Origin of the sequence: Streptomyces sp. NPDC001401 (assembly GCF_042895385.1) — a bacterium.
Classification (GTDB): domain Bacteria; phylum Actinomycetota; class Actinomycetes; order Streptomycetales; family Streptomycetaceae; genus Streptomyces.
This window is the reverse complement of the sequence record NZ_JBIAWI010000012.1, coordinates 267,124-279,461: the sequence shown is the minus strand read 5'-3', so window position 1 is coordinate 279,461 and position 12,338 is coordinate 267,124. Positions and strand designations below refer to the sequence as shown.

11 protein-coding genes are annotated in these 12,338 nt (G+C 66.9%); 6 read left to right on the top strand and 5 right to left on the bottom strand.

The features are described from left to right. Nucleotides 1–9 precede the first annotated feature (9 nt). From rpsR to rpsF, 3 genes are all read right to left on the bottom strand, one after another. Nucleotides 10–246, bottom strand: coding sequence for a 30S ribosomal protein S18 (gene rpsR, locus ACFY10_RS34910; protein WP_003949403.1), 237 nt, complete (start codon nucleotides 244–246; stop codon nucleotides 10–12). 57 nt (nucleotides 247–303) lie between these two features. Then, nucleotides 304–900 carry a single-stranded DNA-binding protein gene (locus ACFY10_RS34905; protein WP_390669235.1) on the bottom strand — a complete coding sequence of 199 codons (597 nt, stop codon included), beginning with the start codon at nucleotides 898–900 and terminating at the stop codon, nucleotides 304–306. 77 nt (nucleotides 901–977) lie between these two features. Next, a complete protein-coding gene (rpsF, locus tag ACFY10_RS34900) occupies nucleotides 978–1,268 on the bottom strand; it encodes a 30S ribosomal protein S6 (protein WP_005482942.1) in 291 nt (96 codons plus the stop codon). Between the two features lie 286 nt (nucleotides 1,269–1,554). Here rpsF and ACFY10_RS34895 point away from each other — a divergent pair, with 286 nt between their 5' ends. From ACFY10_RS34895 to ACFY10_RS34885, 3 genes are all read left to right on the top strand, one after another. Further along, nucleotides 1,555–1,869 (top strand): hypothetical protein, encoded by a 315-nt coding sequence (locus tag ACFY10_RS34895; RefSeq protein ID WP_390669234.1) that lies wholly within the window; start codon nucleotides 1,555–1,557, stop codon nucleotides 1,867–1,869. Between the two features lie 179 nt (nucleotides 1,870–2,048). Next, nucleotides 2,049–3,170, top strand: a complete 1,122-nt coding sequence (gene femX / locus ACFY10_RS34890; RefSeq protein ID WP_099930055.1) for a peptidoglycan bridge formation glycyltransferase FemX — start codon at nucleotides 2,049–2,051, stop codon at nucleotides 3,168–3,170. 101 nt (nucleotides 3,171–3,271) lie between these two features. After that, nucleotides 3,272–4,303 carry an alanine racemase gene (locus ACFY10_RS34885; protein WP_390669233.1) on the top strand — a complete coding sequence of 344 codons (1,032 nt, stop codon included), beginning with the start codon at nucleotides 3,272–3,274 and terminating at the stop codon, nucleotides 4,301–4,303. A 114-nt stretch (nucleotides 4,304–4,417) separates the two neighbouring features. Here the strand turns inward: ACFY10_RS34885 and ACFY10_RS34880 are convergent, their stop codons facing one another. Beyond that, the gene (locus ACFY10_RS34880; protein ID WP_390669232.1) at nucleotides 4,418–5,926 is read right to left on the bottom strand and encodes a glycosyltransferase family 87 protein; all 1,509 of its coding nucleotides are present in this window, start codon (nucleotides 5,924–5,926) and stop codon (nucleotides 4,418–4,420) included. 131 nt (nucleotides 5,927–6,057) lie between these two features. Continuing rightward, entirely contained in the window at nucleotides 6,058–8,730 is a 2,673-nt protein-coding gene (locus ACFY10_RS34875) for a transglycosylase domain-containing protein (protein WP_390669231.1), read from the bottom strand. Between the two features lie 352 nt (nucleotides 8,731–9,082). On the opposite strand from ACFY10_RS34875, the gene ACFY10_RS34870 reads away from it, so the two are divergent. The 3 genes from ACFY10_RS34870 to ACFY10_RS34860 all read left to right on the top strand — a co-directional run bounded on the left by ACFY10_RS34870 (nucleotide 9,083) and on the right by ACFY10_RS34860 (nucleotide 12,244). Next, entirely contained in the window at nucleotides 9,083–9,766 is a 684-nt protein-coding gene (locus ACFY10_RS34870) for a PadR family transcriptional regulator (protein WP_390669230.1), read from the top strand. A gap of 44 nt (nucleotides 9,767–9,810) precedes the next feature. Then, the gene (locus tag ACFY10_RS34865) at nucleotides 9,811–10,893 is read left to right on the top strand and encodes an inositol-3-phosphate synthase (protein ID WP_390669229.1); all 1,083 of its coding nucleotides are present in this window, start codon (nucleotides 9,811–9,813) and stop codon (nucleotides 10,891–10,893) included. 88 nt (nucleotides 10,894–10,981) lie between these two features. Then, nucleotides 10,982–12,244, top strand: coding sequence for an MFS transporter (locus ACFY10_RS34860; RefSeq protein ID WP_390669228.1), 1,263 nt, complete (start codon nucleotides 10,982–10,984; stop codon nucleotides 12,242–12,244). The last annotated feature ends 94 nt before the right edge of the window (nucleotides 12,245–12,338 follow it).

Below are 12,338 nucleotides of genomic sequence, written 5' to 3'. Positions count from 1 at the left end.
ACCCTTCCCTTATCGCGCGGTGGAGGTGTAGGGCAGCAGCGCCATCTCACGGCTGTTCTTGACGGCCGTGGCGACGTCACGCTGGTGCTGCGTGCAGTTGCCGGTCACGCGACGGGCACGGATCTTGCCGCGGTCGGAAATGAACTTCCGCAGCATGTTCGTGTCCTTGTAGTCCACGTACGTGACCTTGTCCTTACAGAAAGCGCAGACCTTCTTCTTCGGCTTGCGCACAGGCGGCTTCGCCATGGTGTTTCTCCTGTGTGATCAAGAAGTTTGGGTACGACCCGCCCTCCGGCCAAAGGCCTAGAAGGGGGGCTCGTCCGAGTAGCCGCCGCCACCGCCGCCGCCGGAGTTTCCACCCCAGCCGCCGCCACCGCCGCTGCCCTGGTTGCCACCGGCGGGAGCGCCAGTCGCCCACGGGTCGTCGGCGGGAGCACCGCCGCCGCCCTGCTGGCCGCCGCCGGAGTTTCCGCCCCAGCCGCCGCCACCCTGGCCGCCACCGCCGCCGTAACCGCCCTGACCCTGCCCTCCGCGGCCGGCGGTCTTGGTGACCTTGGCCGTGGCGTTGCGCAGGCTGGCGCCGACTTCCTCGACGTCCAGTTCGTAGACCGTGCGCTTGACACCCTCACGGTCCTCGTAGGACCGCTGCTTCAGCCGGCCTTGCACGATGACGCGCATGCCTCGCTGGAGCGACTCGGCGACGTTCTCTGCCGCCTGACGCCAGACCGAGCAGGTCAGGAAGAGGCTTTCGCCGTCCTTCCACTCGTTCGTCTGACGGTCGAAGGTGCGGGGAGTGGACGCGACACGGAACTTCGCGACCGCCGCACCGGAAGGGGTGAAGCGCAGCTCGGGGTCGTCGACAAGATTGCCGACGACCGTGATGACGGTCTCGCCTGCCATGGGGGAACCTCTCGGCGGGTTTGCTGCTGGCTGCTTGTGCTGCTACTCGAATCCCGAGATGAGCTGAGCGGAAGAGCTCAGTGAGTCTCGGGGCGGAGGACCTTGGTCCGGAGGACCGACTCGTTCAGGTTCATCTGGCGGTCGAGCTCCTTGACGACCGCAGGCTCGGCCTGCAGGTCGATGACCGAGTAGATGCCCTCGGGCTTCTTCTTGATCTCGTACGAGAGACGACGACGGCCCCAGGTGTCGACCTTCTCGACCTTGCCGTTGCCCTCACGGACGACGGAGAGGAAGTTCTCGATCAGGGGGGCGACAGCGCGCTCCTCCAGATCGGGGTCGAGGATGACCATCACCTCGTAGTGACGCATGTGGAACCCACCTCCTTTGGACTCAGCGGCCACGGTCGTTCCGTGGCAGGAGGGTTGTGATGCGTACGCAACGGTATCGGCCGCCACTGACAATCGGGGGTCGGCAAGCGACATCCCCCGTCTGGCCTGGGCGGTTCCCTGGCGCTGCCTGGGCAGACACCGGTGCAGAGGGTACAGAGTACCCGCACACCTGCTTCCGGTTGAAATCCGGCCGTGAGGACCGTCAATCTGTACACATCGGGTGTGCATGGCGCTACGATGCGCCGTCTTCCGCAGGAGGTGCCCCATGGCACAGGCATTGCGACCCAACACCGTCGGAGGCCTTTTCGCCACGGACGGAAAGCCCCACCCCATCCAGGACACGCTGCTCGCAGTGACCCTGGTTGTCGGAGTGACGGCGTTCGTGACGGGCTTCTTCCACAGCCTGCACCTGCTCAGCTCCTGGGCCGGTCTGGTGGGGATTCTCAGCGGCGCGTACGGCCAGTGGATCTCGGAGACGACCCGCGAGCGCTTCGGACTCATCCTGGGTCTCGGCGCCTCGGCGGTCGGCTTCTTCCTCGGCATGGCGCACGGCGGCCTCTTCGGCGGGGTCATCGGCTGAAGCCAGGGACACCGGCTCTCGAACCCCAGACAAAGCACCACTGAACGCCTCAGCGGCCAACAAGCCGGGGTGCAGGTTCCGTACGCCCAGTCGGGGTGCTCGCAAGGCGCAGTAGGCTTCGGCGCGAGAGCCGGAGCCCCTGTACCCATGGGGACACACCAGCCCGAGGAGCGCCCCGAATGAGCCTGACCCTGAGGACGATCAGCCGCGAGCAGCATCTGGCGTACATCCAGAGCCTGCCCTCGGCGAGCCACATGCAGGTTCCGGCCTGGGCCGATGTCAAGGCGGAGTGGCGATCCGAGAGCCTCGGCTGGTTCGACGAGCGCACCGGCGAGATGGTCGGCGCGGGCCTCGTCCTCTACCGCCAACTGCCCAAGATCAAGCGCTACTTGGCCTATCTGCCCGAAGGCCCGGTCATCAACTGGTTCGCGCCGAATCTGACCGAGTGGCTGGAACCGATGCTCGCCCATCTCAAGCAGCAGGGTGCCTTCTCCGTGAAGATGGGCCCGCCGGTGATCATCCGGCGTTGGGAGGCCGGCTCCATCAAGCAGGGCATCCAGAACCCGGACGTGAAGCGGCTGCGCGACATCGAGGCCGACTTCATCGAGCCGCGTGCCTTCGAGGTCGCCGACAAGCTGCGTCGTATGGGCTGGCAGCAGGGCGAGGACGGCGGGGCCGGCTTCGGCGACGTACAGCCCCGCTATGTCTTCCAGGTGCCGCTGGCCAACCGCTCCCTGGAAGAGGTCCACAAGAACTTCAACCAGCTGTGGCGCCGCAACATCAAGAAGGCCGAGAAGGCCGGCGTCGAGGTCGTCCAGGGCGGTTACCAGGACCTCGAGGAATGGCAGCGGCTGTACGAGATCACGGCCGTGCGCGACCACTTCCGGCCCCGTCCGCTGTCGTACTTCCAGCGCATGTGGACGGCCCTCAACACCGAAGACCCCAACCGCATGCGGCTGTACTTCGCCCGGCACAACGGCGTGAACCTGTCGGCGGCGACGATGCTGATCGTCGGCGGGCACGTCTGGTACTCCTACGGCGCCTCCGACAACATCGGCCGTGAGGTCCGGCCCTCGAACGCGATGCAGTGGCGGATGCTGCGCGACGCGTACGCACTCGGCGCGACCGTCTACGACTTGCGCGGCATCTCCGACTCGCTGGACGAGACCGACCACCTCTTCGGCCTGATCCAGTTCAAGGTGGGCACGGGCGGCCAGGCGGCCGAGTACCTCGGTGAGTGGGACTTCCCGCTCAACAAGCTGCTCCACAAGGCGCTCGACATCTACATGTCGCGCCGCTGAGCCCCACCGGCCCCGGTCGTTTGCTTCGATAAGCCCGACAGCTTCGTTCGCTTCCATACCTCTGATACACCGCAGCCACGAGAAAGGTTCCAGGTCCGGCCATGGCGCTCACGCTCTACGTCGACACCGCGCGCTGGCGGGCGCACCACAAGCACGTGCAGGAGCAGTTCCCGGGGCTCGTCCCGGTCTGCAAGGGCAACGGCTACGGCTTCGGGCACGAGCGGCTGGCGGAGGAGGCCACTCGGTTGGGCTCGGACATCCTCGCCGTCGGCACGACGTACGAGGCCGCGCGCATCAAGGACTTCTTCGGCGGTGACCTGCTGGTGCTGACGCCCTACCGGCGCGGCGAGGAGCCCGTACCGCTGCCCGACCGGGTCATCCGCTCGGTGTCGTCGGTGGACGGCGTGTACGGCCTCGTGGGCGCCCGCGTGGTCATCGAGGTGATGTCCTCGATGAAGCGGCACGGCATCAGCGCACAGGACCTGCCGCAGCTGCACGCCGCCATTGAGAACGTCCGCCTCGAGGGCTTCGCCATCCACCTGCCGCTGGACCGCACGGACGGCTCCGACGCCGTCGAGGAGGTCATCGGCTGGATGGACCACCTGCGTGCGGCGCGCCTGCCACTGCACACGATGTTTGTCAGCCACCTCAAGGCCGACGAACTCCACCGGTTGCAGCAGCAGTTCCCGCAGACGCGCTTCCGCGCCCGCATCGGCACAAGGCTCTGGCTGGGGGACCACGAGGCCACCGAGTACCGTGGCGCGGTCCTGGACGTCACACGGGTCGCCAAGGGGGACCGCTTCGGCTACCGCCAGCAGAAGGCGGCCTCCGACGGCTTCCTGGTGGTCGTGGCGGGCGGCACGTCGCACGGGGTGGGTCTGGAGGCCCCGAAGGCGCTGCACGGCGTCATGCCGCGCGCCAAGGGCGTCGCCCGGGCCGGCCTCGCCACGGTGAACCGGAACCTTTCTCCCTTCGTCTGGGGCGGCAAGCAGCGCTGGTTCGCGGAGCCGCCGCACATGCAGGTCTCCATCCTGTTCGTGCCGGTGGACGCACCCGAGCCGAAGGTCGGCGAGGAGCTGGTGGCCCATCTGCGGCACACCACCACGCAGTTCGACCGCATCGTCGACCGCTGAGCGTCGCATCAGTCAGCCGAAAGGCCGTACACGGAGATCCGTGTACGGCCTTTCGCGCGAGTCGGTGTGGAGCCGGCTACGTGGGTCGCCCATCGCCACCAATGGCGTGTTCGCTCAGAGCGAACCGCCCGTGGAAGGCGGCGTTCCACGGCCGCCCCACTCCACCTGCGGCCCGTCGAAGTGGGCCGCGTGCCGCGGCGGATGAGCCGCAGCGCCGAGGGCGAAGACGTCCTCCGCACCGTCCAGCACACCGCCTGACGGGTCATCGTCACCGGCTCGGCGCACCGGATCCCGCTCCGGCATGAGGATGTCGCGCACGACGACGACGCACAGGTACAGCGTCCCCAGCAGGTGCACGCCGATGGCCCAGTGGTAGCCGTCCTGAGGCAGACCCTTGTGGGCGTCCCCGCTGGTCGTGTACGCGAGATACAGCCAGATGCCCAGGAAGTACGCGACCTCGCACGCCTGCCAGATCAGGAAGTCCCGCCACTTCGGCCGGGCCAGCACGGCGAGCGGAACCAGCCACAGGACGTACTGCGGGGAGTAGACCTTGTTGGTGAGGATGAACGCCGCAACGATCAGGAAAGCGAGCTGGGCGAAGCGCGGACGGCGCGGAGCGGTCATCGTGAGCACCGCAATACCCACACAGCACAGCACCACCAGCGCCGTGGCCAGGTTGTTGACGGTGTCGGTGCTGAGCGGGTCGGTCGAATTCTGAGCCATGATCAGCCAGAACGACCCGAAGTCCACACCCCGGTCGTGGCTGAACTTGTAGAACTGCGACCAGCCGTCCCAGGCGAAGAACATCACCGGCAGGTTCACGGCGAGCCAGGCGACGACTGTTCCTGCCAGGGCCTTGCCGAAGTCCCGCCACTTGCCCGCACGCCAGCACAGCAGGAGCAGCGGGCCCAGCAGAAAGACGGGATAGAGCTTGGCGGCCGTGGCGAGCCCCAGGAGGACTCCGAACGCGAGTGAGCGGCCCCGGGACCACATCAGCATCGCCGCGGCCGTCAGAGCGACCGCCAGCAGGTCCCAGTTGATGGTGGCGGTCAGCGCGAAGGCGGGCGCCAGGGCGACCAGCAGACCGTCCCAGGGGCGCCGGGCGTGCGTACGGGCCACACAGACCGCGATGACGGCCGCGCACACCATCAGCATCCCGGCGTTGACCATCCAGTACCACTGCTCCTGGTCCTGGATGCTGCCGCTACCCGGCGTGAGCCAGGAGGCCACCTCCATGAACACACCGGTCAGCACCGGGTATTCGAGGTACGGCATGTCACCGGAGAGCTTGTCGAAGTACGGCACAAGCCCGTCGGCGAAACCGCGTCCCTGGTAGAGATGCGGGATGTCCGAGTAGCACGCCTTCGTGTACTGCGAGCTGGCGCCGAAGAACCAGGCGCCGTTGTAGCAGGGTGCCTTCTGGATCAGTCCGAGGGCGAACATGCCGATCGCCACGAGCACGACGACCCGCACGGGAGTCCACCAGGACGTCCCGAGCAGGGCGCGCCGCCCGAGAGGGCCGCCGATCAGCTCGCTGCCGGACGCGGCGACCTCGTCCTCCTTGGTCGGCCGCACCGGATCCTGCTCGTGCACGCTCGCTTGCGTCGATTCTGCGCTGGGCATGCCGCACATCCTGCCGTACGTGTCTAGGAATACGCCGAGGGCCGCCACAACCACTCAGGTGCGGCGGCCCCCGTTTCACGTGAAACGTCGACATGTTTCACGTGAAACACCCGTGCCGGGTGTTTTGACGACTAGCCGGTCGGGCCTCCGAAGATGCCTCCGTTGCCGTTGCCTCTGCTGTTGCCGGTCCCGGACGTGTCCGTGGCCGTCGGCGATGAGGTAACGCCCCCGTCCGTGCCACCGGTGTCTGTGCCGCCGGTGGTGCTGCACTGCCAGCTGAACTTGCAGGACTCGCTGGCCGAGGGCGACGGGCTGGTGAGCGTCTCACTGGGGGTCGGGCTCGGAGTCGGGCTGGTCAGTGTCGCGCTGGGCGTCGGAGGCAGGGTCGGACTCGGCACGTCGTTGACGATTTCACCGATGGGCTCCGGCGTCGGGAAGTTCTTCGGCGGCTCGTTCTTCAGCGCTTCCGCCATGTAGTCGTGCCAGATTTCGGCCGGGAACGAGGCACCGTGGATCTTCTTCTGACCACCCGTTCCATACATCTCCAGGAAGGTGCGGTTCTTCTCCGACTCGTCGTCGTTGTACCGGAACATCGTGATCGACGTGGACAGCTGCGGGGTGTAGCCCACGAACCAGGCCGACTTGTTGCCGTCGGTGGTACCGGTCTTGCCGGCCACCTGCCGTCCGGTCAGCTGGGCAGCGGTACCCGTACCCTTCTCGACCACAGTCCTCAGCACGTCGGTGACGTTGTCGGCGACCTTGGGGGTGAATGCGTCAACGGGCTTGTCCTCGTGCGTGAAGACCGTGCCGTCCACGCTCGTCACCTTTGTGACGGAGAATGGATCGTGCCGCTTACCGCTGGCCGCGAAGGTGGCGTACGCACCCGCCATACGGATCGCGCTCGGGTCGGAGATACCGATGGAGAAGGACGGGAAGCTGGTGCCGGCCAGGCTGTTCTTCTTGAGGCCGGCGTCCATGGCCGCCTCCTTGACCTTGTCCAGCCCGACGTCCATGCCGAGCTGCACGTAGGCGGAGTTCACCGACTCCCGCATCGCCTCACGCAGGTCGATCTGATACTTGGGCGGACTGCCGTACGACTCGTTTCCGTCGTTGGTCTGCAGCCACTCCTCGCCCTTGTCGTTCTTCCAGACCGTATTGTCGTATTCCTTGATCTTGAGCTTGTTCTTACCGCTGTACAGGCTCTTCGGGGATACCTGCGTGCGCTCGTCCTGCGCCTGCTCCGGGCCGAGACTCTTGTCCCTCACACCCCACTTCATCGCCGCTGCGAGCACGAACGGTTTGAAGGTCGAACCGACCTGGGCGCCGGTCTGGTCGGCGTTGTTGGTGAAGTGCTTGGTCGCGTCCTCGCCGCCGTAGATGGCCTTGATGGCGCCGGTCGTCGGGTCCACGGAAGCGCCGCCGAACTGGACGTGGGTGTCCGTCTTCGGGCGTTCCTTGGGCTTGATGTTGTTCTTCTGGACGTTCTTGACCGAGGCCTCGAGCTCCTTGACCTTCTTCTTGTCGAAGGTCGTGTAGATCGAGTAGCCACCCTGCTGCAGTTTGGTGGCGGAGATGTTCGTGTTGTTGACCAGGTAGGCCTTGGCGAGGTCGACGAGGTAGCCGACCTGGCCGCCGAGCGCGGTGTTCGACCGCGGGTTCTTCACGTCAGGGAGCTTGGTGTACTTGGCCCGGGTCCCGGCGTCCAGGTGGTGGTACTCGACCATCTTGTTGAGCGTGTCCTGCATCTGAGCCAGGGCACGCCGGCTGTTGGCCTCAGGAGTGGCGGCCTGGTCGATGGACGTCGAACCCGCCGGGTCGTAATACGTCGCGCCCTTCAGCATCGCCGCCAGGAACGCACACTGCCCCGCGTCCAGGTCGACGGCATCCTCGTTGAAGTACGCACGCGCCGCCGCCTGGATGCCGTAGGCCCCGCGTCCGTAGTAGGCCGAGTTCAGGTAACCGGCCATGATCTCGTCCTTCGACTTGGTGGCGCCCACCTTTATCGAGACGAAGATCTCCTTGAACTTCCGTGAGACGGTCTGTGACTGGTCGTTCAGCATGGCGTTCTTCACGTACTGCTGAGTGATGGTGGAGCCACCCTGTGTCTCACCGCCCCTGGCCATGTTGAAGACGGCGCGGGCGATGCCCTTGGGGTCGATGCCGCTGTCGGTCTCGAAGGTCTTGTTCTCCTGCGAGATGACGGCATATTGCATGTTCTTGGGGATCTGCGCGAGGTTGACGATCTGGCGGTTCGTCTCCCCACCCGTGGCGACCATCTCGCTGCCGTCGGACCAGTAGAAGACGTTGTTCTGTGCCTTCGCGGTCCTCGCGAGGTCCGGAACACCCACCATGGCGTAGGCGATGCCTGCGACAGCCACCATGCTGCCGAAGAACCCGATGAAGAGGCCGGTCACCAGCCTCCACGACGGTACCCAGCGCGCAGCGCCGTACTTGCCCGCACGCGGATAGTCGATGAACCGCTTTCGCGCGGGGGGCGCTGTGCGCCCTCTTCCCCGCCCGGGCCCGCCGGGGCCACCGGGCGCGCCGCGTCGACCTCCGCGGCCGGGCTCGGCCGCTCTGCGGCGGCCGCCTCCAGTTCTCTGTGCCGCGCGGCGGGCCTCGGCGCGGCCGCCGTACGACCGCTCCTCGTCAGTCGACCCCTGGCCCAGTCCGTAATCGGCCGGGGACCCGGTGGCGCCCCGCGGTGCCGCGCGGCGGCCGGAGGACGAGCCGGACTGGCCGCGTCGGGCCGCGGCACGTCCGCCTCCCTGCGGCTGCGGCGGTTTGCGACGGTGCTCGCTCATCGAACGACTACTCCTCGGGCAGGCGCACCCTTGCGCGCCTGGAGACGGCGGCTGGTTTCCGGTCCCCCCGAAGTACGGATGTGGTCGATCCCGCATTCACCCGTACTGCATCGGGAGCCATGACGCCCCCTCGCGTCACTCGGCTCCCGCTGGTTTGCATGGCGCACAGACTACGCACCGTCAAACCCCACTGAGGCTCGAGGTTCATCCCAAATCAGACAACTTGCCGCAGATGAATAAGTGATGTGATCCCGTTCACCGTCTCCCCACTTGTCGCATCCGGAAGGCCGTTCTATCGTCGTGATGTATCGAGTCGATACATCGGTGCGAGATAAGGCAAGGAGGCGAGCGGATGAGCCGGCGTTCCGGGATCCTCGAGTTCGCCGTACTCGGCCTGCTCCGCGAGTCCCCGATGCACGGCTATGAGCTGCGCAAACGGCTCAATACGTCACTGGGTGTGTTCCGTGCGTTCAGCTACGGAACGCTCTACCCCTGCCTCAAGACGCTGGTCGCCAACGGCTGGTTGATCGAGGAGCCGGGGCATACCCCCGAGGACGCCCTCGCCGCACCACTCGCAGGGCGTCGCGCCAAGATCGTCTACCGGTTGACGGCGGAAGGTAAGGAGCACTTCGAGGAGCTGCTCTCGCAGACGGGCCCGGACGCGTATGAGGACGAGCACTTCGCCGCCCGCTTCGCCTTCTTCGGGCAGACATCGCGCGACGTGCGCGTGCGCGTGCTGGAAGGCCGCCGCAGCCGGCTGGAGGAGCGTCTGGAGAAGATGCGCGTCTCCTTCGCCCGTACACGGGAGCGCCTCGACGACTACACGCTTGAGCTCCAGCGCCACGGGATGGAGTCCGTGGAGCGCGAAGTGCGCTGGCTGAACGAGCTCATCGAGAGCGAGCGGGCCGGACGGGATCTCAAGGGTCCCGCCTCCGGGGGGTCCGCTCAGCAGAACAACACATCTGGAGCGACGGGCGGCCTGCCCCGTCCCGGGGACACCCCCGGGACGGATACGCCCGACGACACCGCCACGTGAGAGCCCAGTCAGGGCCTCACTCGTACACACAGGGAGCAACCGGAATGGGTTCGGTTCGCGTAGCCATCGTCGGCGTGGGCAACTGCGCCGCGTCGCTGGTTCAGGGAGTCGAGTACTACAAGGACGCCGACCCGGCGTCCAAGGTCCCCGGCCTGATGCACGTCCAGTTCGGCGACTACCACGTCCGTGACGTCGAGTTCGTCGCCGCGTTCGACGTCGACGCGAAGAAGGTCGGCCTCGACCTCGCGGACGCCATCGGCGCCTCCGAGAACAACACCATCAAGATCGCCGACGTGCCGAACACCGGCGTCACGGTCCAGCGCGGCCACACCCTCGACGGCCTCGGCAAGTACTACCGCCTTACCATCGAGGAGTCCGCCGAGGAGCCGGTCGACGTCGTCCAGATCCTCAAGGACAGGCAGGTCGACGTCCTCGTCTGCTACCTGCCCGTCGGCTCCGAGGACGCGGCGAAGTTCTACGCCCAGTGCGCCATCGACGCCAAGGTCGCCTTCGTCAACGCCCTCCCGGTCTTCATCGCCGGCACCAAGGAGTGGGCGGACAAGTTCACCGAGGCGGGCGTCCCGATCGTCGGTGACGACATCAAGTCCCAGGTCGGCGCCACCATCACGCACCGCGTCATGGCGAAGCTGTTCGAGGACCGGGGCGTCATCCTGGACCGCACGATGCAGCTGAACGTCGGCGGCAACATGGACTTCAAGAACATGCTCGAGCGTGACCGCCTGGAGTCCAAGAAGATCTCCAAGACGCAGGCCGTCACCTCGCAGATCCCCGACCGGGACCTCGGCGAGAAGAACGTCCACATCGGCCCGTCCGACTACGTCGCCTGGCTGGACGACCGCAAGTGGGCGTACGTCCGCCTCGAGGGCCGCGCCTTCGGTGACGTCCCGCTGAATCTGGAGTACAAGCTCGAGGTCTGGGACTCCCCGAACTCCGCGGGTGTCATCATCGACGCCCTGCGCGCCGCGAAGATCGCCAAGGACCGGGGCATCGGCGGCCCGATCCTGTCGGCTTCCAGCTACTTCATGAAGTCCCCGCCGGTCCAGTACTTCGACGACGAGGCCCGCGAGAACGTCGAGAAGTTCATCAAGGGTGAAGTCGAGCGCTAGTCGCCGACAAAAACTGCTCCTGCCAGGGCGTTGAGGGTCCCCGGGTCGCACGACCTGGGGACCTTCCCCGTATGTGAGGCTGTGCCCCATGGCCGTCGTCCGTGACCTGCGCGCCCTCCTGCGCTTCGGAAACTTCCGGCGCCTGCTCGCTGTTCGCCTGCTCTCCCAGGGCGCCGACGGCGTCTACCAGGTCGCACTCGCTGCCTACGTCGTCTTCTCGCCGGAGAAAGAAACCTCGGCCACCGCGATCGCCTCCGCGATGGCAGTCCTGCTCCTCCCGTACTCCCTGGTGGGCCCCTTCGCAGGCGTCCTCCTGGACCGCTGGCGCCGCCGCCAGGTTTTCCTCTACGGCAACCTGCTGCGCGCCGTGATGGCGTCGGCCACGGCCGTCCTGATCCTCAGTCACGTCCCGGACTGGCTCTTCTACGTCTCCGCGCTGTGCGTCACCGCCGTCAACCGCTTCGTCCTCGCGGGTCTGTCCGCCGCACTGCCGCGCGTCGTCGACGCCGAGCGGCTCGTGATGGCCAACTCCCTTTCCCCGACGGCCGGTACGCTCGCCGCGACCGCGGGCGGCGGTCTCGCCTTCGTCGTACGGCTGGTGGTGGCGGACTCCGACGCCGCTGTGGTGCTGCTGGGCGCTGTCCTCTACCTGTGTGCAGCGCTCGCGTCGCTGCGTCTGGCACCGGAACTGCTCGGGCCGGAAGCCGAGTTGGTACAGCCGAGGCTGGCCACGGCACTCACGGGCACGGCCCGCGATCTGACGGCGGGTGTCCGTCACCTCGCTGCACCGCCGCGCCGAGAGGCCGCCTGGGCCCTCGTCTCGATGACCCTCATGCGGTTCTGCTACGGCGCGCTGCTGGTCATGTTGTTGATGCTGTGCCGGTACGCCTTCTCATCGACCACGGACGGCGGACTGCGCCTGCTGGGGCTGGCGTTGGGGACTTCCGCCGCCGGCTTCTTCGCGGCGGCCGTGGTGACGCCCTGGGCTGCGGGACGCCTCGGGCCGGGCCGCTGGATCGTCGTGTGCGCCGCGGCGGCGGCCGTCCTGGAACCCGCCCTCGGTCTCCCGTTCGCCACCACTCCGATGCTGGTGGCGACGTTCGTCCTCGGCCTGACCACCCAGGGCGCGAAAATCGCGACAGACACGGTCGTGCAGTCCTCCGTGGACGACGGCTTCCGGGGCCGGATCTTCTCCGTCTACGACGTCCTGTTCAACGTCGCTTTCGTCGGCGCCGCGGCGATGGCCGCGTTGATGCTGCCGCCGGATGGCCGTTCCGTGCCGCTGGTGGTCACAGTCGCCGTTATCTACGGGGTGGTTGCAGTGGCTATGGCCCGGTTTGAGCGCCAGTAAGTGTCACATCAATGGCACAGAGCCCCCATGGGCTACAGAGATGTCAGTGTGCCCCGATAACTTACGTGCGTCTTACTCGCGCCTTACACGCGCC